Raw genomic sequence first — 21,312 nt, forward strand, 5'->3', positions numbered from 1 at the left:
CTACCGGTCGAGCGCCTCGAGGACCGGGGTGTCGCCCGCGGTGAAGCGGATGAAGCGCCCGACGGTCGACGGCGTGCGCAGCGCCTGGGCGACCACCATGGCGACGTCCGCGCGCGAGACGCGGGAGGCTGCGCCGTCGGGCACGTCGTCCGCGCCGTCGAGGCCGTCCGGGCCGTCGCCGACGACGCGGATCGCCCCGGTCGGGTCGTCGTCGGTGAGCGTGCCCGGGCCGAGGACGGTCCAGTCGAGGTCGGTGCCGCGCAGGTGGTCGTCGGCGGCGAGCTTGGCGTCGGCGTAGGCGAAGAAGCTCGAGTCCGGGTCGACGCCGTGGTCGGGCACCGACCCGATCCACGACACCATGACGTAGCGCGGCACCCCGGCGGCGACGGCGGCGTCCATCGTGCGGCCGGCGGCGTCGCGGTCGACGGCGTACGTCCGCTCCGGGCTGCCGCCGCCGGCACCGGCCGACCAGACGACGGCGTCGAACCCGTCGAGCGCGGTGGTGATCTCCTCGGTCGAGGCGTGCTCGACGTCGAGCAGGAGCGGCTCGCCGCCCAGCCGGCGGACGAGCGGGAGCTGTTCCTCGGCGCGCACGATCCCCGTGACGGTCGCGTCGTGGTCGACGAGGATCGGGACGAGCAGCCGGCCCACCTTGCCGTGGGCACCGACGAGGGCGATCTTCATGCGGCGGACTCCTGTCTGTGGAGGGTGAGAGTCCACCGTCCTCCGCCGCCGTCCGCGCCGCCACCCGAAGCAGGTCAGGAGCGCGTCACGGGCACTGCTTCGCGTTCGGTGCGGCGTCGAGCGTCACGGTCTGCGACGTGCGGACGAGGTCCCCGCCCGCCGGGTCCTGCGCGCACACGGTCCAGCCGTTGGCCGCGCCGGGCAGGGCGCCGGCCCGCGCGTCGCGCGCGTCCACGACGACGACCGTCACCGCGCCGCGCTTCTCCAGGTCGGCGCGGGCCTGCTTGAGCCGCGTCTCGACGAGGTTGGGCATGGAGAACGCCGGCTCGATCTCGACCGAGACCTCGACCCCGTCCGAGCTGCCCGGGCCGCCGGGACCGCCCGTGGGCTCCTCGGTCGGGTCCGGCGTCGGCTCGACGGTCGGCTCGGGGGTGGGCGTCGTCGTCGGCGACGACGTGGGCGACGGCGACGGGCTCCCCGGGCCGCCCGGCAGCCCGTCCACGCGGCACCCGGCGAGCGCGGTCACGGCCACGACGGCGAGCACGACCGCTCGTGCGCGTCGCGGTGCTCCCACGGCCTGCGGCCGCGTGCCGTCGCGCGTGCCGTCGTCGTGCTTCCTGCTGTGCGTCCGGCCCGTCGTCGACGACGGAGCCGGGATACGTGCTACCACCACACTGCCCCCGGTTGCCCCCTGAAACTGCTTGCGCACTCGAGGGTACGCGACGGGCGCACGGTGCGCGGCCCGAGGGCCGGCACGCGACCGGAGACCTCGCGAGCGCGCCGTCGCCCCGCGCGGGCGGCGGTCGCCGTCTCAGGGGCGCTTGGGGCCGGTGCGCTTCGGCGGGCGGACGGTCGGCACGTCGCCGACGATCGGGATCGGCCGCCGGTGGAACGGGAAGCCGTAGCGCGTGACCAGGCCCGCGAGCGTCGTCAGACGGTTGCGCGGCCCGATGAGCCCCATGATGTGGACGAACAGCCACGCGAGCCACGCCACGCCGCGCGTGAGCCGCAGCCTCCCGACGACCTCGGCGATGGCCGCGCGGCGGCCGATGACCGCCATGGTGCCCTTGTCGAAGTACCGCAGGGACGTCGTCGGGCGCCCGGCGAGCAGCGCCTCGATGTTCCGCGCGACCTGCTCGCCCGCCTGGATCGCGGGCTGCGCGAGCTGCGGCAGCCCGGCGGGCGAGATCGCGATGTCGCCCGCCGCGAACACGCCCGGAAAGCCCTCGACCTGGAGGTCGTCGCCGACGACGACGCGCCCGCCCTCGCCGCGCGGCAGGCCCCAGTCGTCGACCTCCTCGTGCGGGTGGACGCCCGCCGACCACACCGTGAGGTCGGAGCGGATGCGCGTGCCGTCGGTGAGGACGACGGCGTCGGGCAGCACCTCGGCGACCCCGGCGCCCAGGTGCAGGCCGACGCCGCGGCGGCGCAGCTCCTCCGCCGCGTACCGGCGCAGCCTCGGGTGGAACGACTTGAGCACCTCGCCGCCGCGCTGGACGATCTTCACCTCGAACGCGTCGCCGTGGATCTCCGGGTAGGCGGGTCGCAGGCCCGCGGTGCGGAGCTCCGCGAGCGCCCCGGCGACCTCGACGCCCGTCGCGCCGCCGCCGACGACGACGACCCGCAGGCCCTCGTCCTTGCCGGGGTTCGCCGCCGCCTTCTCGAGGCGGATGAAGAGGGTGTCCCGGATCTTCATGGCCTGGGACCGCGAGTACATGGGGAACGAGTTCTCCTTGGCGCCGGGGGTGCCGAAGAAGTTGGCCGTGACGCCGTTCGCGACGACGAGGTAGTCGTAGTCGACCCACTCGTCGTTGAGGAGGCGGATGCGGCGCGCCTCGTGGTCGATGCCGACGAGGTGCTCGTGCACGACCCGCACGTTCTTCTGCTTGAGCCGCAGCCCGCGCAGGAAGTACGTCACGTCGCCCGGGTTCAGGCCGCCCGTCGCGACCTGGTACAGCAGCGGCTGGAACGTGTTGTAGACGCGGCGGTCCACGAGCGTCACGCGCACGGGCGCCTTCGCGAGCCCCTTGACGACGGCGAGCCCGGCGAACCCGGCGCCGACCACCACGACGTGCGGTAGCGGGGCGGCGGCTGCCGGTGCGGGGGCAGCGGTGACGGGCTCGGGCACGTGGCCTCCTCGGGGCGACGGGGTGGGAGAGCGCCGGTGCCCGCCCGACTGCGTCGCGGACGTCGCCGACGACGTGTGCCAGGTTACGGCGAACCCCGCCCCCACGCCGAACAGGCGCCCGGCCCCCGAGGGAGAGCCTCGGTCACGCGAGGTAGAGCCCCGGACCAGGGCTCTACCTCGGTGCGTTCGGAGTGGGGTGGGTGCGGACCGCGGTCAGGCGCGGTGGCGTTCGACGTCGTCGCGGCCCAGGAGGTCCTCGCGGACGACGCGGCGCAGCACCTTGCCAATCTGCGAGCGTGGCAGCTCCGGCACGACGGCGAGCGTGCGGGGCAGGGCGTAGCGGGCGAGGCGCTTCTCGCCCCACTCGCGCACGGCGGCGAGGTCGACGCGCGGGGGCGAGGCGGCGTCGTCCGCGTCGTCGAGCACGACGACGGCGGCGACGTGCTCGTCGGAGCCGGAGCCCGGCACGCCCACGACGGCGACGTCCCGCACGCCGGGCATCCCGCGCAGGTGCTCCTCGACCTGCGACGGGTAGACCTTGAACCCGCCCGTGACGATCATCTCCTTGATGCGGTCGACGAGCGTGACGAGGCCGGCGTCGGGGCCGTCGAGGGCCACGCGTACGACGTCGCCCGTGCGGAGCCACCCGTCGTCGAGCAGCTGGTGGGCGGTCTCCTCGGGGCGGTTCCAGTAGCCGCGGAACACCTGCGGGCCGCGCACGAGCAGCTCGCCGCGCACGGTGCGCACGCCGTCGTCGGACGCCTCCGACGGCTCGGCGTCGCGCAGGTCGCCCGCGTCGAGCGCGTCGGCGTCGACGACGCGGATCTCGGTGCTGGGGAACGGGAGCCCGAGGGTGCCGGGGCGGCGGTCGTCGGAGCACGGGTTGCCGAGCGAGATCGGTGACGTCTCGGTCATGCCGTAGCCCTCGATGAGCAGGCCGCTCGTCGCGTCCTCCCAGCGCTGCGCCGTCTCCGCCGTGATGGGCATCGCGCCGGCGAACGCCAGGCGGATCGACGTGAGGTCGGAGCCCGCGCCCGGGGCGTCGGCCGCGGCGGTGACGATGCGGTCGAACATGGGCGCGACGCCGGGCAGGAACGTCGCGGGCCGCCGCGCCTGGGCGGCGACGAACGCCTGCGGGTCGAACTTGGGGAACGCGACGAGGGTCGCGCCGACGCGCGCGGGCAGGGTGAGGCAGAACGTCAGGCCGAACGCGTGGAAGAAGGGCAGCACGCCGTAGACGGTCTCGGCACCCTCCTCGAACGAGGCCCACGCCTGGCCCTGGACCACGTTGGCGACGAGGTTGCGGTGCGTGAGGACCGCGCCCTTCGGGGTGCCGGTCGTGCCGCCGGTGTACTGCAGCAGGGCGACGTCGTCGGCGGCGGGGTGGGGCAGCGCCGGGGGGAGGGCCCGCGCCCGCCGGACGAGGTCGTGCCAGTCGGGCACGCCGGCGGGGAGCGGCGTGCGCAGCGCGTCGCGCTGCGCCCGGGCCCGGGCGACGGGCAGACGCAGGGCGAGGCGGCTGCCGCGCGGCAGGTCGCGCGCGATGTCGAGCCCGACGACGCGCCGCAGCCCGGGCACGTGGGTGCGGGCCTCGAGCACGGCCGGGACCGTCTTGGTCCACACGACCGCGACGCTCGCGCCGGAGTCGGCGAGCTGGTGGGCGAGCTCGTCGGCCGTGTAGGTCGGGTTGTGCTCGACCACGACGGCGCCCAGCCGCTCGACCGCGTAGAACGCGACGACGTGCGAGGTCGCGTTGGGCAGCACGAGCGCGACACGGTCGCCGCGTCGGACGCCGAGGTCGTGCAGGGCGCTCGCGGCGCGCTCGACCTGCGCCACGAGCTGTGCGTACGTGGTGGTCGCGCCGAAGAAGTCGACCGCGACGCGGTCCGGCCAGCGCTCGGCCGCGCGGTAGAGAGCGGCCGTGACCGGCTCGTCCGGCACCACGACGTCCGTCGGGACGCCGGGTGCGTAGCGGTCGGTCCACGGCCTCGTCGCCAGAGTGTTCACTACGCCACCGTAACCTACGGTTGCGTAGGTTGTGTGCGGCAGCGGTGTGGTCATCGGTCCTTCGCGTAGGCGAACAGGTCCTGCTCGTGCGTCGTCGCCAGGGCGACGGCGACGCCTGCCGCGCCACCTGCCAGCACGGACAGGACCACGCGCGCACCGAGGACCGTGCCGACCAGCAGGTCACCGTCCCGGCCGAACCACGTGAGCGAGAACGCCGTCCCGACCGCCACCGCCGGAGCGGCCCACAGCGCCGACTCCAGCAGCACGATCGTCCACAGGTCACGTCGTCGCATCCCGTCGTGCAGGGCCGTGGCGAGCTCCACTCGGCGAGCGCGCACGGCGACGAAGGCCACGACGACGGCGACCAGCCCGACGAGGAGCCCGCCGAACCGGGTGACGCGCTCGTGGAACAGCCCAGAGCCGTCGAGCCCCGAACCCAGCGTGGAGTTGAGCTGCTGCACCTGGGGGACGTCGTCGACGTCACCACCCGGCCGGAGCACGGTGAAGAGCAGCGGGTTCAGGTCCGTGGTCATCGGCCACGCCTCGACCCAGCACTCGTCGAACGGTGCGCGGTACCCGGTGACGCTCACCGCCAGATAGCCGTACCCGTCCCGCCGGCCGTCGCGGGGGTAGGTGTAGGTGCCCGCGAGGCGAGACGGCCCGGTCGTCGCGGAGAGCCGGTCGCCGAGCCCGAGGCCGAGCGTCGCGGCGGCGTCGTCGGTCAGGATCAGACCCGGCCCCCCGTCGGTCGTGGCACCGACGACGGCCGGGAACCCTGGGCTCGCGTCGGCGGCAGGCATGGGGGCGCCGGGAAGGGCGACGGCGGCGACGGACTCGTCCGGTCGGACGGTGAGCGCACCCGCCGTGTGCACTCCGGGCAGATCGCGCAACGACTCGCACCGCGCGGCGTCGACCCGGCCCGGTGCCGAGATCGTGAGAATCGACGCACCAGCGGCGCGGAACTCCGTGGCCTGCCTCTCGACCGCGACCACGGTCGAGATCTCAGCCCCTAGCGCGGTGAGAACCAGGACCATCAGCACCAGTGCCAGCGTGACGCAGCGTGCCGTACCTGTGGAAGCGTTGGACCGAGCGCAGTCTCATGCGGCGGCGTGCAGCGTCAGGTCGACGTGGTCCGAGCACGCGTCACGGGTCGCGGCGTCGTGCGTCGCGACGACGATGATCGTCCCGGGTGAGCGCAGCGCATCGAGCGACTCGTTGACGGTGCGGGCGGTCGGCAGGTCGAGCTGGGCGGTCGGCTCGTCCACGAGGAGGAGTCCTGGTTCCGACGCGATCGCTCGCGCCAGCATGAGGCGCTGCGCCTCCCCACCCGAGAGGCGTCGGAACTGCTGCTGCGCGACACCACCGAGCCCGAACCTGCCGAGGAGGTCAGCGGCTCGCCGATCTGCCTCCCGGGGGTGCAGCCCCCGCACGAGCAGCGGGAGTGCGACGTGGTCGTGTGCTGAGCGCCGCGGCGTCCCGTGCGGGTTCTGGAACACCCACCCGGTGCGCCCGACGCCCTCTCGCGTAACAACACCCTCGCTGGGCGCCTCCCACCCGGCGAGCAGGCCGAGGAGGGTGCTCTTGCCCGACCCCGACGGGCCGGTCAGCGCGTAGGCGCGACCCGGCCGCAGGTCGAGGTCGAGCCCGCGGAAGAGCCACGGTCGCCCGGGGAAGCGGTGCCCGAGGCCGGAGACGGTCACGCGCACGGGGTGTCCTGTCGGGGCGACGTCTCGACGACGGTCGGCGGGATGCCGTCGAACAGCACGAACGTCTGGCCGAGCTCGGATCCCACGACCCGCACCGCGTGCGGGACGGTGCCCGTGGTCACGCAGCTGGTCCCGTCCGGTGCGGTGATCACCGCTGACGGGGGGACGACCGACACGTCCACCGGTTCTGACAACCGCAGCTGACCGACCGGGGCCTCGTCGCCCGTACCTCCTTGCTGGAGCGAGGGCGCAGCGTCGAGCCGTGCCAGCAGCGATGGGTCGGTGACGGGGGCCTGCGGCTCGACCGTGACGTCGATCCCGTCCACGCGGAGCGTGCGCGCGCCGGCGACGAGGTCGGACGGCGCACCGTCGCGCAGCGTGACTTCGGCCAGCGTGCCTGGCGTGACGGCGAGCTCTGCTCCGGCTTCGAGCCGGCTCCCTATCGTGGCCGAGCACTCCGAGACGGTGACCGACGGTCCGGGGATCCACAGGATGCGGGATCGCGGGACGGAGGTGAGTGCCGAGGGGGCACCGAGGTCGTCGAGGAGCGTGTTGACCGCACGGAGCGTCTTCCTGCCGAGCGTCCCGGTGATCTCCACGGGGTGCCCCAGGCGCGTCAGCTCCTCCTGCAGCGCCCGCACGTCGTTGCCCTCGGCGCCGACCGGAAGGTCCCGCCAGAGGGGGAGCGTCGTCGCGAGCGCGACGATCGGCGCGTCGTCGAGCCAGAGCGGCGCGGTCCCGGACTCGACGGCCGAGCCGGGACGGCAGTCGAAGCGTGTGACGAGACCGCTACCGGGCGATACCAACCCTGATTCCTCGCCGCGGGCGACGGCGAGCCGCACGGAGCGGACGTCGTCGAACGTGGCTGCCTGGACGGTGAAGGTGGTGAGGGGAGCGGGCGGTCGCAGGGCCGCAGGGACGGCCGGGGAGGCCCACGCGGCACCGAGGGCGATCCCTACGGCGACGAGAGTCAGTCCCCCGAGCACCCACAGTCCGGCCTTCGCCGGGCTGCGCTCAGCCACCGGCCAGGCTCAGGGGGTCGTCCGAGCACGTCATGAGGGCGTCCCGGAGCTCGGTCGTGAGAGCAGCGAGGTCGGAGAAGCGGCCCTCCGTGTCCGTGACGTAGTCGTCCGCGGAGTAGCTGGCAGGGACGACCCCCTTGCCGACGAGGCACTCCGCCATGATGGTCGGGACGTCGAGGTTGGCGGGGTTCGACGCCATGATGTCGTGCAGCGCCCCGACCGTGTCTGCCCCCGACTCGCGCTCGCACACCTTCACCACCTCGTAGGGATCGCCTCCGTCCGGCAGGTGTGAGGCCTGATACGAGCCGTCGGGCTCGAAGCCCGAGAACGTCACGCCCTCGCCGTCGAGGCATGTACGGAACTTCTCCTCCATCTCGGCGTACTCGGCGTCGGTGATCTCCTCGTCGGCGATCGCCTGGCGGGCGAACTCGGACTCGGCGTCGGCGTAGAACGCGGCGAACTCGGCGGCGTAGGGCCCGTCGAACAGGGGAACCTCCGTCGCCGCACCCTCGGCCGCGCTCGGCCCCGCGGACTGCGAGGCGCCGCACGCGACGAGGAGGGGCGAGAACGCGGCGAGCGCTGCCGCGGCGAAGAGCCGCGGCGCCTTGCATCGGGACATGATTCTCCGGTGGCTGGGCGTTCGTCGGGATCGAGCGGACCCGCGCTCCGCCGGTCGTCGCGTCAGCGTGACGACCGGCAGCGCGCGAGCTGTTCTACTTGACGTCGTAGTACGCCTTGTTCCCGAACAAGCGGACCGCGTCCCACTGTCTCGCCCACAGTCCCGCGGCAACCCAGCCGGTGCTCCGGAGGCCGTTGTCCCCGTACGTCGAGGCCTTGTGGACCCTGGAGCCGTGGTGATAGAGCGACCAGACGTCCTTGGCGTCGGCGCCGTGGTCCCACGTGCCGCCCACGGACGGGTAGCTGATCGCCGCGCTGGCAGGGCCAGCGGCTCCGAGCGCGACACCAGCGACGAGCGTGGCGGTGATGACCGCCGTCATGATCTTTCGCATGAGATTCCCCCTCGAAGCGATGACCGTCCGAGGAAGTATCGTGCGGATGGCAGGAGTGGTGAGATATGTCCGTTATATGGACGAACCGAGGTGGTCAGCACGGGAGGTCGCCATCTCGCCGAGCGTGCGGCGCGGCTCGCTCTGACCGAAGCCCTGGCACCTCCGGTGACGCGTCATCCCGCCAGGACGCGGTCGAGCGCAGCGCGCCCCACGGGCCCCCAGCGGGCCTTGCCGCCGGGAAGGCCCCGGTCGCCGTTCTGCCCCATGAGCAGGAGGAAGAGGGCCTTGAGCGCCGCGAGCCCGCGGGCACGCCGGACCGCTGCGTCGTCGGTCGGCGCGTAGGCGTCGAAGAACCGCGCCGCGAGGCCGGCGGGCAGCAGCACCCAGGCGGCGGCGAGGTCCCAGGCCGGGTCGCCCGCGAACAGGTCGCCGAAGTCGACGACGCCCGCGAGCGTCCCGTCCGCGACGACGACGTTCGCCGGGTGCAGGTCCCCGTGCACCCACACGGGCGGGCCCTCCCACCCGCCGGCGGCGACGGCGTCGGCCCAGACGGCGCGGACGGCGGCGGAGTCCGCGGGGGCGACGGCGCGCAGGAACCCCTCGAAGCCGTCCGTGACGTCGCGGGGGTGGGCGCCCCGGTCCGTGGACGACGGCGCGTCGGCGGGCGCCGGCACGTGCAACGCCCGCAGGAAGCGGGCCAGCGCGTCGGCGGTGTCCTCGCCCCGGGTGATCGTGCCGTGGTCCAGCGGCTCGCCGGGCACCCAGGTCATGACCGTCCAGTGCCGCGGGAGACGCGCGGACGGCTCGCCGTGCCGCACGGGCACGGGGACGGGGAGCGGCAGGCGCGGGGCGAGCACGGGCAGCCACCGCCGCTCCTTGAGCTGGAGCTCCGGCGTCGGGTCCATGCGCTGCACCCGCACGGCCAGGTCGTCACCGAGGCGCCACATCTGGTTGCCCCAGCCGCCCGCGACCTCGCGGAGCGGCAGCCCGGCGAGGTCCGGGTGCTGCTCCGCCAGCGCCTCGCGGACGAGGTCGGCGGTGATCGCGGTCTCCGTGGTGCTCATGCCCGCCCACGGTACCGACGCGTCGGCACCTAGGCGGCGACGTCGCCCTTCAGGGCGTCGCGTCCCGCGACGGAGTGCCGGTAGCCGTAGAACCCGTAGATGATCAGCCCGACCGCGACCCAGCCGAGGAACCGCAGCCACGTGAGCGTCGTGAGGTTGGCCATGAGCCACAGGCACGCGACGCCGGACACGATCGGCAGCACGGGCGACCACGGCACCTTGAACGAGCGGTGCAGGTCGGGCCGGGAGCGGCGCAGGATCGGGATGCCGAAGCTCACGAGGACGAACGCCGAGAGCGTCCCGATGTTGATCATCTCCTCGAGCAGCTCCACCTGGGACAGCCCGGCGATGAGCGCGACGACGACCCCGACCCCCACCTGGAGCCGGACCGGCGTGCGGTAGCGCGGCGACGTGCGGGAGATGCCGCGGGGGAGGAGCCCGTCGCGGCTCATCGCGAAGACGATGCGCGTCAGGCCCAGCAGCAGCACCATGATCACCGTCGTCAGGCCGATGAGGATCCCGACGGAGATGACCCGCCCGGCCCAGTCGGCGCCGACGAGCACGAACGCGGTGGTGAGCGACGGCGCGTCGGACTCGGCGAGCTCGGTGTACGACACCATGCCCGTCACGACGAGCGTGACGAGGATGTAGAGCACCGTGACGATCGCGAGGCCGCCGAGGATGCCGCGCGGCAGGGTGCGCTGCGGGTCCTTGGCCTCCTCGGCCGTGGTCGCGACGACGTCGAACCCGATGAAGGCGAAGAACACGAGCGCCGCCCCGGCGAGGAGGCCCATGACGCCGTAGGTCGTGGGCTCGAGGCCGGTGAGGAACCCGACGAGCGGCTGCTCGAGGTTGCCCTGCTCGGGCGCCGGCTGCGCGGGCGGGACGAACGGCGTGTAGTTCGAGGCGTCGACGAAGAAGAACCCGACGACGATGACGAACAGGGTGATGGCGACCTTGATGACCGTGAACACGCTGTTGACGCGCGTGCTCAGCTTGGTGCCGAGCGCGAGCAGCGCCGTGAACACCGCGACGATGAAGACCGGGCCCCACTCGAGGTCGACCGGGCCGAGAGGGATCGTCAGCGGGAGGTCGATGCCGAACAGCCCGAACGCGTCGCCCAGGTACACGCCCCAGAACTTCGCGATGACCGCGGACGCGAGCAGCATCTCGAGGATGAGGTCCCACCCGATGATCCACGCGACGAGCTCGCCCATGGTCGCGTACGAGAACGTGTACGCGGACCCGGCGACGGGCATCGCGGACGCGAACTCCGCGTAGCACATGACGGCGAGCGCGCAGACGATCGACGCGATGACGAACGAGACGATGACGCTCGGGCCGGCGTAGTTGGCCGCGGCCGTCGCGCCGACGGAGAAGATGCCGGCGCCCACCGCGACGGCGACGCCCAGGACGGCGAGGTCCCACGCCGTCAGCTCGCGCTTGAGCGAGCGCTCGGGGTCGTCGACCGCCGCGAGCGAGTCCTCGACGGACTTGCGGCGGAACAGGCCGGTCCTCGTAGCCACGGTGCCTCCCGGCGTCGGTGTCAGGTCCGTCCCATTGAACCGGCCCTCCGCCCCGGTCGCGCGGCAACGGCGCCCCGCGGGCGGCACGGGCCCGGCGGGCGCCGACGCCCGCGTCGTCCGTGGCTCAGGCGGGGTGCCAGCGCGCTCCCCAGCGTCGCGTCAGGCGCCCGCCCGACGTCGCCGCGTGGGCCCGGACGCCCGCCTCCACGGCGTTCGCGACGCCGTGCGCGGACGCGTCCGTGTCGGCGAGGAAGCGCACGGTGACGCGCGCCTCGCCGCGGACGACGCCGACGTCGTACGCCTCGACGGTCGTGAGGGCGCGCGCCGCGGCGGCGGCCGCGGGCAGTACGGCCTCGGGGTCGGCGCCCGGGTGCAGGAGGCCCACGGCCAGGGTCACGCGGTAGGACGGCACGGCTCAGGCCGCGCCCGGCCGGGGCGCCGCGTCGCTGAGGACCGCCACGAGGAAGTCGGCGTCCGGGGTCCAGGGGCGCAGGTCCCACGTGGCCAGGGCGAGGTCGAGGTGCAGCCCGGCCTCCGTGGCGTCGGCGAGGAGCTGCTCGGGCGGGTACCCGCGACCGGTGCCGAAGCCCACGACGGCGCGCCCCCCGGGTGCGAGGTGGGCGCGGAAGCGGCGCAGCACCTCCACCTCGGTGCCCGGCGCGAGGAACGTCACGACGTTGCCCGCGCACACGATGAGGTCGAACGGCTCGGTGACGCCGTCCGCGGGCAGGTCGAGCTCCGCGAGGTCACCCACGCGCCAGTCGGGTCCCGGGTGGTCGGTCCGCGCGGCGTCGATCAGGACGGGATCGACGTCGACGCCCACGACGGCGTGCCCGCGCGCGAACAGCTCGGCGCCCACGCGCCCCGGCCCGCAGCCGGCGTCGAGGACCCGGGAGCCGCGCGGCAGCATGGCGTCGACCAGGCGGGCCTCGCCCGCGAGGTCGGCGCCCCGGGCGGCCATGGCCCGGAAGCGTTCGACGTACCAGGTCGAGTGCGAGGGGTCGGCGGCGGTCTTCTGCTCCCAGCGCGAGGGACGGGTGGCGCTCATGCCGCCGACGCTACCCGGGCGTGGGAGAGTCGGTCCCGTGACCTTGGTCCCCACCACCCTCGGCGTCGACCTCGGGACGAGCGGGCTCAAGCTCGTCCTCCTCGGCCGTGACGGGTCGGTCGTGGCGGAGTCCGAGGCGGCGTACGACGTCGAGCACCCGCGTCCCGGCCGCTCCGAGTCGGCCCCGACGGCCTGGACGACGGCGCTCGGCGCCGCCCTCGACGACCTCGCCGCCCGCGCGGCCGGGCTCGGGGAGGTCGCGGTGCGCGCGGTCGGCGTCGCGGGCCAGATGCACGCCGCGGTGCTCGTGGACGCGGCGGGGGACGCCGTCGTGCCCGCCGTCCTGTGGACGGACGCGCGCGCGACCGCCCGGCTCGACCGCTGGCGCGCGCTGCCCGACGCCGTGCGCGCGCCGCTCGCGAACCCCCTCGTGCCGGGGATGACGGGGCCCGTGCTCGACTGGTTCGCCGCGCACGACCCCGTGGCGCTCGACCGCGCGGCGCACGTGCTGCTGCCGAAGGACGTCGTGCGTGCGTGGCTCGTCGACGACGCCGCCCTCCCCGTCGCGACGACCGACCGGTCCGACGCCGCGGGCACGCTCCTGTGGGACGTGCCCGCGGACGCCTGGGCGGCCGACGTCGTCGCGCACCTCGACCTGCCGGCCCGGCTCCTGCCGGGCGTGGCGCCGTCGGACGCCGTCGCCGGGACCACCGCCCGGGTCGCGCGCTGGTTCCCGGCGAGCGGGACCGCGGTGCCCGTCGTGGTGGGCGGCGGGGACACCCCGGCCGCGCGGCTCGCCGTCGGGGCGCCCGGGCTGCACGTCAACCTCGGCACGGGCGCCCAGGTCATGGCCGCCCTCGACCAGCCGCAGCCCGCGCTCGACCCGGTCGTGCACACCTTCGCGGACACCGGGTCCGGCCCGGCCGCGCGCTGGTACCGCCTCGCGGCCGTGCAGAACGCCGGTCTCGCGCTCGGCTGGGCGCTGCGCGTGCTCGGGCTGGGCTGGTCCGACGGCCTCGCGCTCGCGCGGACCGTGCCCGACGGCGCGGGCGGCGTGACGTTCCTGCCGTTCCTCACCGGGGAGCGCGGCGGGGTCGCCGGACCCGGCGCGCGCGGCGCGTGGACCGGGCTGCGCGAGGACACGGGACGGTCCGAGCTCGTGCGCGCCGCCGTCGAGGGGATGGTGTTCGCGGTCGCGGCGGCGGTCGACCTGCTCGAGACGGCGCCCGGCGCGGTCGTCGTGACGGGCGGCGGGTCGCGCGACCCGCTCGTGCGCCGGCTCCTCGCCGATGCGCTCGGCCGGCCCGTCCACCGCGTCGGGCTCCGCAGCGCGACCGCGGTCGGGGCGGCGCTGCTCGCCGCGCGGGGCACGGGCGACCCGGTCGAGCCGGTCGTCGCCACGGACGAGCCGGAGCTGCCGGGCCCGGGGCGGGCGGACGTCGTCGAGCACCTCGCGCGCTGGCGGGAGGCCACGGCGGCCCTCGGGTGACGCACGCGGGGCCGACCCTGCGAGAATCGGGGGATGTCCACCGCACCAGCCGTGACGACCGGGACCGCGCCCGTCACGGACCTCGCCTCCAGCGCCCCGACGGGCGAGATCCTCGCGGTGTGCCGCGTGCACGCCCTCCTGCCGGACGCGGGGCCCGTCGGCGTCACGGCGATCGACAAGCGGCCCGTCACGGGACCGGTGAAGGTGCGCCGGCTCGGCCTCTACGCGGACCTGCAGGCCGACCGCGCGAACCACGGCGGCGAGGAGCAGGCGGTGTACGCGTACGGGCAGGACGACGCGGACTGGTGGGCCGGTGAGCTCGGTCGCGACGTCCCGCCCGGCCTGTTCGGCGAGAACCTGCGTGTGGAGGGCATCCCGGTCACGGCGGCCGTCGTCGGCGAGCGCTGGGCCGTGGGCACCGCGCTCCTCGAGGTCACCCAGCCGCGCACGCCGTGCTCGACGTTCGCGCGCCGCCTCGGCGAGGACCGGTGGGTCAAGCGGTTCACGGTCGCGAACCGCACCGGCGCGTACCTGCGCGTCGTGCAGCACGGCGAGCTGCGCGCGGGCGACGCGGTGACGGTCTGCTACCGGCCCGAGCACGGGGTGACGCTCGCCGACTGGTTCGGCGCCTGGAACGGGCGCGGTGCGGACCCGGAGCGCGCGGCCGGGCTCGCGCGCCGCCTCCTCGCCGCCCACCTCGAGGGCGACGTGACGCTCACGGACGAGCTGCGCGCCCGCGCCGAGATCGCGGCCGGACGCCGGATCGAGGACTGAGCGTCAGCGCTCCGCGCGGGGGATGCGCGGGCCGCGCCGGCCGCGGGGCGGCTCGTTCGGCGGCCACTCGCCGTCGTCGGAGCCGTCGTCGGCGGTGAAGAGCAGGTCGTGCAGGCGCACCTGGACGTTCTCGACGTCCGGGACGTCGTGAAGGTTCAGCCCGGGCTTGTCGGTCGCGTCGGAGATGACGAGCGTGCCGCAGCCGAAGATCCGGTCGATCGGGCCCTTCTCGTAGTTGACGTCGTTGATCCGGTAGAGCGGGATGTCGCGGCCGGTGCGCGTGATGATGCCCGAGCGCATGGCGATGCGCTTGTTCGTCACCGTGTACTCGGTGGTGCGCCAGCGCAGCCACGGCACGAACACCCAGACCACCGCCGCGACCAGCGCGACGCCCGCCACGACCCACCGGACGACGTCGTTCGGGACGAGCAGGACTGTGACCACGACGGCGGCGACCAGCACGAGCAGCAGCACGAACGGCCAGAACAGCGCCTTGGCGTGCTCCTTGAGCTCCATGACGACGTGCTCGCCCTCGGTGAGGTGCTTCTCGCTCAGTCCCATGGGCAGCATCGTGCCACCCGCGCTACCCCTGCGCGGCCAGGTTCCAGCCCTCGACCGTGCGCAGCCCGTGCCCGTGGCCGAGGAGGCAGATCGCCGCGGTGCCGAGCTCGAACCGCGCGCCCAGGGCCGGGTCGAGCCCCAGCCAGACCGTCGCGAGGACGCGCAGCAGGTGGCCGTGCGCGAACAGCACGACGTCGCCGCCGTCCTGGAGCGTCGGCTCGACGCGCCCGAGCACCCGGGCGGCCCGTGCGGCGACCTCGTCGAGCTCCTCGCCGCGGTGGCCGTCCGGCGACGCGAGGACGTTCACGCCGTCGCGGAAGAGCAGCCACTCGCGCCCGAGCTGCTCGCCGACCGCGACCGAGGTGCGGCCCTCGACGGGCCCGTAGTCCCACTCGGCGAGGTCGTCGTCGGTCGTGGCCGCCGGGAAGCCTGCCAGGTCAGCGGTCCGGCGCGCCCGCTCCCGCGGGCTCGTGAGCACGACGGCGGGCCGCCGTCCCCGCCGGTCGGACCACCCCTGGAGCCACACGCCCGCCGCGACGGCCTGCTGCTCGCCGGCGACGGTGAGCGGGACGTCCGAGCGGCCCGTGTGGCGCCCGGTCGCGCTCCACTCCGTCTCGCCGTGGCGGACGAGCACGAGCTGCGGGTCGGGGGAGGGGGCGGTCGCGGTCACGGGTCGGCCTTCCTGCGTCGGGGTCCCTCAGCAGGATGACCCCGGCGGGCGGACGACGCGCGGCGACGGACCGGGTCTGCCGGTGCCGGAGGGCCCGGCCGACGGGGGCGGCGGGGGTCAGCCGGGGATGCCGTCGAGGCCGTTGACCGCGAGGAAGGCGACGAGCGCGCCGAGCAGGACGACGGCGAAGCCGGTCGCGACGAGCAGGACGGTACGGGGGCGGACGCGCACGAGGACTCCGGGCCTGGGGGACGGTCGGTCCTCCTCATTCTCGCGCAGCGTCGCGGCGGTGCGGTCCGCGGGTACGGCCCGCCCGGGTGGGCCGGGGTGCGGCCGCGGGGGTGCGGCCGCGTTGACACGCCCCGCGGGGCCCGGCAGGGTGGCCGGACGCGTGGTCGGGACGACCGCGCGGACGACGACGTCGGCGACCGCGCCGCGGCGGGACGCCGACGGTGCCGGTCCGGGGGAGGAACCGCGATGGTGCACGAGACGGCGGACGGGCGGACCGCGTACGGCAGCCCGGAGTTCGACTGGTCGATCCTCACGGTGCCGACGGCGCTCGCCGTCGTGCGGGGGCAGCTCGGCTTCTCGTGGCTCGAGCTGAGCGACCGGCTCGCGACGCTGACGCAGGCGGAGCTCGAGTGGGAGCCGGGCCCGGACGCGCTGCGGGTCGTGCGGCGGGGCGCCGAGCGCACGCCGCGCACCCTCGGCGCGGGCGAGTGGGTGATGGAGTGGCCGGAAGGCCCGGACTCGCCGCAGCCGCGCACGGTCGCGTGGCTCGTCGCGCACCTCACCGAGGCGTTCTTCGAGCGGTGGGAGTGGACGTTCGGGCCGCACGAGCGGCGCCGGGACGCGGTGACGTTCTCCGGGGAGGTGGGCCCTGCCGTCGCCGGGCTGCGGCACGAGGTCGACCGCTGGCGCGCGGGCGTCGACGGCCTGCCCGACGACGGGGCGTTCACGGTCGGGCTCAGCCAGGCGACGGAGATCGACGCGCAGGCGCCGTTCGCGCACCTCGTCGCGCACATGAACCGCGAGCTCGTGCACCACGGGGCCGAGATCATGGTGCTCCAGGACCTGTACCGCGCGGCGCACGGCACCGACTGACCGCTCGCTGCGGGAATCGCGCGGGCGTCCAGATGGTTGAAGCGTCACATGACCACGAACAGCCCGGCCCCGACGGACGCGGCGGCCCCCACGGTGAAGATCGACATCTGGTCCGACGTCGCGTGCCCCTGGTGCTACGTCGGCAAGCGGCGTCTGGAGACGGCGCTCGGCCGGCTCGCGGAGGCCGGTGACGGTCCCGAGGTCGACATCGAGTACCACTCGTTCGAGCTCGCGCCCGACACGCCCGTCGACTTCGACGGCACCGAGGTCGACTTCCTCGCCGGGCACAAGGGCATGCCGCGCGCCCAGGTCGAGCAGATGCTCGGGCAGATGACGCAGCTCGCCGCGGCCGAGGGCCTGCGCTACGACTTCGACGCGCTCCAGCACACGAAGACGCTCACGGCCCACGAGCTGCTGCACCACGCGAAGGCGCACGGCAAGCAGGTCGAGATGAAGGAGCGGCTGCTCAAGGCGTACTTCGAGGAGGGCCGGCACGTCGGCCGCGTCGAGGAGCTCGCGGACCTCGCGGCGGAGGTCGGGCTCGACCGCACCGAGGTCGTCGCGGCGCTCGAGGACGGGCGCTGGGCCGACGACGTGCAGGCCGACATCGACCAGGCGCGCGCCTACGGGATCAACGGCGTGCCGTTCTTCGTGGTCGACGGCCGGTACGGCGTCTCGGGTGCGCAGGACCCGGCGGTGTTCGTCCAGGTGCTGCAGCAGGCGGTCGCGGAGCGCGACGCGGCCTGAGCCCCGGCGTCCTGCAGGACGTCGGGACGCGCCGCGAGAGCGACGCATCTCACACCGTGTGCGGTAGAACTGCGACTCGGTATCACCCAGACTGGACGCAGCCCGCACCGACGCCGGCCCACACGTGCACCGGCGCCCGTGAATCCCACGAGGAGGCCTCAGATGACGGACACCACCACGAACCTCTACCACTCGATCGCGAACCCGCGCCGCACGACGCTCATGACCGTGAGCGCCGCGGACGCCGCCGCCCCGCACCGTGAGCCCGCACCGGGCCTCACGCTCGTGGGCGCCGACGACGCCGCGGTGTGCGTCGACGGGTCGTGCGCGCTCCCCGAGTAACCATGGGTGCATGAAAGAGTCGCCGGAACGGAACGTTCCGGCGACTCTTTCCTGCACTCAGCGAGGGGCGGGGGTCGGTCAGTTGCGGCGGTGGTCCTGGATCGACAGGCGCGGGCCGCGCCGCGGGGCCTGCGCCCGGCCCGAGACCTCGAGGAGACGCACCACGCGGTAGCGGTGCGGGGCGTACGGGGCCAGCAGCTCGAGCATGCGCTCGTCGTCGACGCGCTCGCCCACGAGCGCCCACCCCACCGCCTTCGCCAGGTGGTAGTCGCCCACGGACACGGCGTCCGGGTCGCCCAGCGCCCGTTGCGCGACCTCGGCCGCGGTCCACACGCCCACGCCGGGCACGGCCTGCAGCCGGGCGTGCGCGGCCGGCGCGCCCTGGGCGTCGCGCAGCCGGTCGCACTCCTCCAGGCGCCGCGCGACCCGCGCCGCCGCGACGACCGTCCGCGCGCGGCCCGGGTCGACGTTCGCGCGGTGCCAGTCCCACGTGGGGACCCGCGCCCAGGTGGCCGCGTCCGGCACGACGAGCATCCCGGCGTCGCCCGCAGGACCCGGGGCGCGCTCGCCGTGCCGCCGCAGGAGCCAGCCCCACGAGCGCCACGCCGCGACGGACTGCACCCGCTGCTCGAGGATCGCCGGCACGAGCGCCTCCAGCACGCGGCCCGTGCGCGGGATCCGCAGTCCCGGGCTGCGGCGGTGGGCGTCGCGCAGCACGGCGGGCGGGGCGAACCCCGCGTCGTCGTCGTCCTCGCCGAGCAGGCGGGGCAGGCCGTCGAGCACCTCCGCGGCGCCCGGCCCCCACGCGTGCCCGACGACGTCGCACGGCCCCGTCTGCACCAGCCGGTAGGCGGCGGGCCCGCTCTCCGCGCGGGTCGTGCGCCACACGTCGCCGGAGGGCGTGCGGCGGAACGTCGGGTCGTAGGGGCCCCGCGCGAGCCGGTCGAGCGTGAGGTGCAGGTCGAGCGGCCGCCCCGACCGGAAGCGACGCGCGAGCGGGGTGTCGGGCTGCGTCGTCGGGCCGGGCTGCGCGAGGTCGCCGACCACGCGCTCGGCGGGCACGCGGCCCGTGCTCGGCAGGACGGTCACCCGTCCATCGTCGCACCCGCCGCCGACGCCCGACCCCGCCGCCCGACCCGGCGCCAACCCACCACCCCTCCGCCGAGCACGACGTCGCTGGCGGTATGGGCCCTCTGGCGACAGCACGGTCGTGCTCGACCGGGGGCAGGGTCGTGCTCGGCGAGCCGGGTCGGTCGAACCGAGCCGGATCAGTCGAACAGGGTGTCCATGTCCCACGCCGGCTCGGGCGCGGCCTGCCGGGGTGCGGGTGCACCGCGCTCGGCCGCGGCCGGTGCGGGCACGCGGCCCGGTGACCGGGTGGGGTCGCCGAGCTCGGGCACGAGCGTGCCGTCGAGGTCCCCGCGGCCCGCGGCCCAGTCCTGGGCGGCGAGGCCCGCGAGCTGGTCCGCGCGCTCGTTGAACGGGTCGCCCACGTGGCCCCGCACCCAGCGGAACCGGACGGGCCCCGCGCGCTCGGCGATGACCCGGTCGATCGCCTGGACGAGCTCGAGGTTCTTCACGGGCTGGCCGCCCGCCGTCCGCCACCCCTTGCGCTTCCAGGCGACCACCCACTCGGACGCGCACTTGATGGCGTACTGCGAGTCGGACTCGATGAGCAGCGGCTCCGCGCCCGGGTGCGCGCGGACCGCCTGGAGCAGCGCGGTGAGCTCGGCGACCTGGTTGGTCCCGCTCACGGCGCCGCCGGAGTCGAACGTGCCGTCGTGGTTGATCCACGCCCACCCGATGGCGCCGCCCGGGTTGCTCAGGCACGAGCCGTCGGTGCTGACAGTGATCACAGCGCTCCTCGATCACGGACGACCCCGCCCGCCGGCTGCGGCGCGGGGAGGCGAATGCGTCGGCGCCATTGTCCCCCGCCCGGGAGGGTCGTGGTGCACACGTCCGACGGCGCCCCTCCGGGAAGCTCGCTCGGGGTCGCCTCAGGGGAGAACCGGGGGGATACCCCATGGTGCGGCGGGGCGGCGCCGTCGAGGCTGGGACGCATGGTCGCGTGGGTCGTGGAGCTGTGGGGACAGGTCGAGTCGTGGCTGCTCGCGCTCGTGGACTCGGCGTGGGCGCTCCCCGTGCTCTTCGCGACGACCGCCGGCGACGGGTTCTTCCCGCCGATCCCGGGCGAGACGGTGATCGTCATGCTCGCCGTCGCGGCCCAGTCGGGCGGCGGCGTCGCCTGGGGGCTCGTGCTCGCGGTCGCCGCGCTCGGCGCCTGGTGCGGCGACCAGCTCGCCTACGCCCTGGGCCGCGCGCTCGGCACCCGCGCCCTGCCCGCCCTGCGGGGCGCGCGCGGGCGGCGCGCCGTCGAGTGGGCCACGCGGTCCCTCGACCGGCGCGGCGCGTCCGTCGTGCTCGGGGCGCGGTTCGTCCCCGTCGGGCGCACGGCGGTCAACGTGACCGCCGGCGCGGTCGGGTTCTCGCGGCGCCGGTTCATGGCGCTGTCCGCCGTCGCCTCCGTGGCGTGGGCGACGTACTCCGTCGTCATCGGGACGCTCGCCGCCGCGTGGGTCGGCGACAGCCCGCTGCTCGCCGTCGTGGTGGGCGTCGTCGGGGGCATCCTGCTCGGCGTCCTCGTCGACACCGCCGTCCGGTTCCGTGCGGCGCGACGCGAGCGGGCCCTGGCCCCGGTGCCCGGCCTGGCGCCGGTCGCGACCGCCGCCGCGGTGACGGGCAGCGCGCCCGAGGAGACGGACCCCGCCCTCGTCCCGTGCCCCGGCGCCGCGAGCTAGGGCTGCCGGCCCGCCGCGCGAACGGCCGTACTGCCGGGACGACCGGGACGCACGAGGGCCCCGGTCGTCGACCGGGGCCCTCCGCGCGTTCTCGCGACGCGTCGGTCAGGACACGCCGAGCAGGTCGATGACGAAGATCAGCGTCTTGCCGGACAGGCGGTGCCCGCCGCCCGCCGGGCCGTACGCGAGCTCCGGCGGCACGACGAGCTTGCGCCGCCCGCCGACCTTCATGCCCGGGATGCCCTGCTGCCAGCCCGCGATGAGGCTGCGCAGCGGGAAGTTGATCGACTCGCCGCGGTTCCACGACGCGTCGAACTCCTCGCCCGTCTCGTACTCGACGCCGAGGTAGTGCACGTTCACGGTCGCGCCGGGCGTGGCCTCGGGGCCGTCGCCCACGGTGATGTCCTCGACGACGAGCTCGGTGGGCGCGGGACCCTCCGGGGCGTCGACCTCGGGACGGGACAGTCCGTTCTCTCCAGTGGTCATGCTCCGATCCAACCACGGCGCCGGGCGGCCGGTCCGGCGCGCGGACCCGCACCCGCCCGGCACCCGGCGGGCGAAGCGCCGAGGTTGGGGTCGTCCGCAACCCCGGTCGGGGGCGCCCCGCACGGCCCGTTCGGCGACGCGCAACA

At 75.2% G+C, this 21,312-nt stretch carries 24 protein-coding genes; 6 read left to right on the forward strand and 18 right to left on the reverse strand.

What is annotated here, in order from left to right; genetic code table 11:
* The 13 genes from AC3WT4_RS01410 to AC3WT4_RS01470 all read right to left on the reverse strand — a co-directional run bounded on the left by AC3WT4_RS01410 (window position 1) and on the right by AC3WT4_RS01470 (window position 12,195).
* Window positions 1–684: an SDR family oxidoreductase gene (locus AC3WT4_RS01410; RefSeq protein WP_108047030.1), complete on the reverse strand. Its 684-nt coding sequence runs from the start codon at window positions 682–684 to the stop codon at window positions 1–3.
* 85 nt (window positions 685–769) lie between these two features.
* On the reverse strand, window positions 770–1,228 hold the full coding sequence (locus AC3WT4_RS01415) for a PASTA domain-containing protein (RefSeq protein ID WP_108047028.1): 459 nt from the start codon (window positions 1,226–1,228) through the stop codon (window positions 770–772).
* A gap of 267 nt (window positions 1,229–1,495) precedes the next feature.
* The gene (locus tag AC3WT4_RS01420; RefSeq protein ID WP_492314513.1) at window positions 1,496–2,812 is read right to left on the reverse strand and encodes an NAD(P)/FAD-dependent oxidoreductase; all 1,317 of its coding nucleotides are present in this window, start codon (window positions 2,810–2,812) and stop codon (window positions 1,496–1,498) included.
* A gap of 213 nt (window positions 2,813–3,025) precedes the next feature.
* On the reverse strand, window positions 3,026–4,873 hold the full coding sequence (locus tag AC3WT4_RS01425; RefSeq protein ID WP_492314514.1) for an AMP-binding protein: 1,848 nt from the start codon (window positions 4,871–4,873) through the stop codon (window positions 3,026–3,028).
* Window positions 4,870–5,619: a hypothetical protein gene (locus AC3WT4_RS01430; protein WP_492314515.1), complete on the reverse strand. Its 750-nt coding sequence runs from the start codon at window positions 5,617–5,619 to the stop codon at window positions 4,870–4,872. The genes AC3WT4_RS01425 and AC3WT4_RS01430 overlap by 4 nt, the downstream gene beginning before the upstream one ends.
* Window positions 5,620–5,916: 297 nt before the next feature.
* Complete coding sequence (locus AC3WT4_RS01435) at window positions 5,917–6,519, reverse strand: ABC transporter ATP-binding protein (RefSeq protein WP_400110724.1); 603 nt, start codon at window positions 6,517–6,519, stop codon at window positions 5,917–5,919.
* The gene (locus AC3WT4_RS01440; RefSeq protein WP_492314516.1) at window positions 6,516–7,547 is read right to left on the reverse strand and encodes a peptidoglycan-binding domain-containing protein; all 1,032 of its coding nucleotides are present in this window, start codon (window positions 7,545–7,547) and stop codon (window positions 6,516–6,518) included. Before AC3WT4_RS01440 ends, AC3WT4_RS01435 begins: the two co-directional genes overlap by 4 nt.
* On the reverse strand, window positions 7,540–8,166 hold the full coding sequence (locus AC3WT4_RS01445) for a hypothetical protein (RefSeq protein WP_492314517.1): 627 nt from the start codon (window positions 8,164–8,166) through the stop codon (window positions 7,540–7,542). The genes AC3WT4_RS01440 and AC3WT4_RS01445 overlap by 8 nt, the downstream gene beginning before the upstream one ends.
* A gap of 94 nt (window positions 8,167–8,260) precedes the next feature.
* Window positions 8,261–8,557 carry a lactococcin 972 family bacteriocin gene (locus AC3WT4_RS01450; RefSeq protein WP_492314518.1) on the reverse strand — a complete coding sequence of 99 codons (297 nt, stop codon included), beginning with the start codon at window positions 8,555–8,557 and terminating at the stop codon, window positions 8,261–8,263.
* Window positions 8,558–8,730: 173 nt separating this feature from the next.
* On the reverse strand, window positions 8,731–9,621 hold the full coding sequence (locus AC3WT4_RS01455) for a phosphotransferase (RefSeq protein WP_108047022.1): 891 nt from the start codon (window positions 9,619–9,621) through the stop codon (window positions 8,731–8,733).
* A gap of 29 nt (window positions 9,622–9,650) precedes the next feature.
* Window positions 9,651–11,147, reverse strand: coding sequence for an amino acid permease (locus AC3WT4_RS01460; RefSeq protein ID WP_108047021.1), 1,497 nt, complete (start codon window positions 11,145–11,147; stop codon window positions 9,651–9,653).
* Between the two features lie 124 nt (window positions 11,148–11,271).
* Window positions 11,272–11,559 (reverse strand): hypothetical protein, encoded by a 288-nt coding sequence (locus AC3WT4_RS01465; protein ID WP_108047019.1) that lies wholly within the window; start codon window positions 11,557–11,559, stop codon window positions 11,272–11,274.
* 3 nt (window positions 11,560–11,562) lie between these two features.
* Entirely contained in the window at window positions 11,563–12,195 is a 633-nt protein-coding gene (locus AC3WT4_RS01470; protein WP_400110713.1) for a class I SAM-dependent methyltransferase, read from the reverse strand.
* A 37-nt stretch (window positions 12,196–12,232) separates the two neighbouring features.
* Between AC3WT4_RS01470 and AC3WT4_RS01475 the strand changes: the two genes are divergently transcribed.
* Both AC3WT4_RS01475 and AC3WT4_RS01480 read left to right on the forward strand, forming a co-directional pair.
* Window positions 12,233–13,684 carry an FGGY family carbohydrate kinase gene (locus AC3WT4_RS01475; protein WP_492314519.1) on the forward strand — a complete coding sequence of 484 codons (1,452 nt, stop codon included), beginning with the start codon at window positions 12,233–12,235 and terminating at the stop codon, window positions 13,682–13,684.
* Between the two features lie 33 nt (window positions 13,685–13,717).
* Complete coding sequence (locus AC3WT4_RS01480) at window positions 13,718–14,458, forward strand: MOSC domain-containing protein (protein ID WP_083384614.1); 741 nt, start codon at window positions 13,718–13,720, stop codon at window positions 14,456–14,458.
* A 3-nt stretch (window positions 14,459–14,461) separates the two neighbouring features.
* Here AC3WT4_RS01480 and AC3WT4_RS01485 read toward each other — a convergent pair whose 3' ends face one another.
* Window positions 14,462–15,019, reverse strand: a complete 558-nt coding sequence (locus tag AC3WT4_RS01485; protein WP_074803431.1) for a PH domain-containing protein — start codon at window positions 15,017–15,019, stop codon at window positions 14,462–14,464.
* A gap of 22 nt (window positions 15,020–15,041) precedes the next feature.
* Window positions 15,042–15,689 carry a histidine phosphatase family protein gene (locus tag AC3WT4_RS01490; RefSeq protein ID WP_492314520.1) on the reverse strand — a complete coding sequence of 216 codons (648 nt, stop codon included), beginning with the start codon at window positions 15,687–15,689 and terminating at the stop codon, window positions 15,042–15,044.
* Window positions 15,690–16,166: 477 nt separating this feature from the next.
* On the opposite strand from AC3WT4_RS01490, the gene AC3WT4_RS01495 reads away from it, so the two are divergent.
* From AC3WT4_RS01495 to AC3WT4_RS01505, 3 genes are all read left to right on the forward strand, one after another.
* Window positions 16,167–16,793 (forward strand): DinB family protein, encoded by a 627-nt coding sequence (locus AC3WT4_RS01495; RefSeq protein ID WP_074803427.1) that lies wholly within the window; start codon window positions 16,167–16,169, stop codon window positions 16,791–16,793.
* Window positions 16,794–16,841: 48 nt separating this feature from the next.
* Window positions 16,842–17,540 (forward strand): DsbA family oxidoreductase, encoded by a 699-nt coding sequence (locus tag AC3WT4_RS01500; protein WP_492314521.1) that lies wholly within the window; start codon window positions 16,842–16,844, stop codon window positions 17,538–17,540.
* A 162-nt stretch (window positions 17,541–17,702) separates the two neighbouring features.
* On the forward strand, window positions 17,703–17,882 hold the full coding sequence (locus AC3WT4_RS01505; protein WP_021483013.1) for a hypothetical protein: 180 nt from the start codon (window positions 17,703–17,705) through the stop codon (window positions 17,880–17,882).
* A 78-nt stretch (window positions 17,883–17,960) separates the two neighbouring features.
* Here AC3WT4_RS01505 and AC3WT4_RS01510 read toward each other — a convergent pair whose 3' ends face one another.
* On the reverse strand, window positions 17,961–18,971 hold the full coding sequence (locus AC3WT4_RS01510; RefSeq protein WP_492314522.1) for a DNA-3-methyladenine glycosylase family protein: 1,011 nt from the start codon (window positions 18,969–18,971) through the stop codon (window positions 17,961–17,963).
* Window positions 18,972–19,150: 179 nt separating this feature from the next.
* Window positions 19,151–19,738, reverse strand: a complete 588-nt coding sequence (locus tag AC3WT4_RS01515) for an RNase H family protein (protein ID WP_400110704.1) — start codon at window positions 19,736–19,738, stop codon at window positions 19,151–19,153.
* A 204-nt stretch (window positions 19,739–19,942) separates the two neighbouring features.
* Here AC3WT4_RS01515 and AC3WT4_RS01520 point away from each other — a divergent pair, with 204 nt between their 5' ends.
* Window positions 19,943–20,680, forward strand: a complete 738-nt coding sequence (locus AC3WT4_RS01520; protein ID WP_074803418.1) for a DedA family protein — start codon at window positions 19,943–19,945, stop codon at window positions 20,678–20,680.
* Window positions 20,681–20,785: 105 nt separating this feature from the next.
* On the opposite strand, the gene AC3WT4_RS01525 is transcribed toward AC3WT4_RS01520, so the two are convergent.
* Complete coding sequence (locus AC3WT4_RS01525; RefSeq protein ID WP_043659735.1) at window positions 20,786–21,166, reverse strand: FKBP-type peptidyl-prolyl cis-trans isomerase; 381 nt, start codon at window positions 21,164–21,166, stop codon at window positions 20,786–20,788.
* Window positions 21,167–21,312 lie beyond the last annotated feature (146 nt).

The sequence above is a fragment of the Cellulosimicrobium sp. EB106-03-01-XG111 genome (genome assembly GCF_058792115.1).

Coding starts and splice junctions, on each gene's coding strand:
- AC3WT4_RS01525 (WP_043659735.1), bottom strand. CDS start 21,166: ATGACCACTGGAGAGAACGGACTGTCCCGTCCCGAGGTCGACGCCCCG.
- AC3WT4_RS01455 (WP_108047022.1), bottom strand. CDS start 9,621: ATGAGCACCACGGAGACCGCGATCACCGCCGACCTCGTCCGCGAGGCG.
- AC3WT4_RS01520 (WP_074803418.1), top strand. CDS start 19,943: ATGGTCGCGTGGGTCGTGGAGCTGTGGGGACAGGTCGAGTCGTGGCTG.
- AC3WT4_RS01485 (WP_074803431.1), bottom strand. CDS start 15,019: ATGGGACTGAGCGAGAAGCACCTCACCGAGGGCGAGCACGTCGTCATG.
- AC3WT4_RS01425 (WP_492314514.1), bottom strand. CDS start 4,873: ATGACCACACCGCTGCCGCACACAACCTACGCAACCGTAGGTTACGGT.
- AC3WT4_RS01470 (WP_400110713.1), bottom strand. CDS start 12,195: ATGAGCGCCACCCGTCCCTCGCGCTGGGAGCAGAAGACCGCCGCCGAC.
- AC3WT4_RS01430 (WP_492314515.1), bottom strand. CDS start 5,619: ATGCCTGCCGCCGACGCGAGCCCAGGGTTCCCGGCCGTCGTCGGTGCC.
- AC3WT4_RS01410 (WP_108047030.1), bottom strand. CDS start 684: ATGAAGATCGCCCTCGTCGGTGCCCACGGCAAGGTGGGCCGGCTGCTC.
- AC3WT4_RS01445 (WP_492314517.1), bottom strand. CDS start 8,166: ATGTCCCGATGCAAGGCGCCGCGGCTCTTCGCCGCGGCAGCGCTCGCC.
- AC3WT4_RS01505 (WP_021483013.1), top strand. CDS start 17,703: ATGACGGACACCACCACGAACCTCTACCACTCGATCGCGAACCCGCGC.
- AC3WT4_RS01495 (WP_074803427.1), top strand. CDS start 16,167: ATGGTGCACGAGACGGCGGACGGGCGGACCGCGTACGGCAGCCCGGAG.
- AC3WT4_RS01450 (WP_492314518.1), bottom strand. CDS start 8,557: ATGCGAAAGATCATGACGGCGGTCATCACCGCCACGCTCGTCGCTGGT.
- AC3WT4_RS01480 (WP_083384614.1), top strand. CDS start 13,718: ATGTCCACCGCACCAGCCGTGACGACCGGGACCGCGCCCGTCACGGAC.
- AC3WT4_RS01500 (WP_492314521.1), top strand. CDS start 16,842: ATGACCACGAACAGCCCGGCCCCGACGGACGCGGCGGCCCCCACGGTG.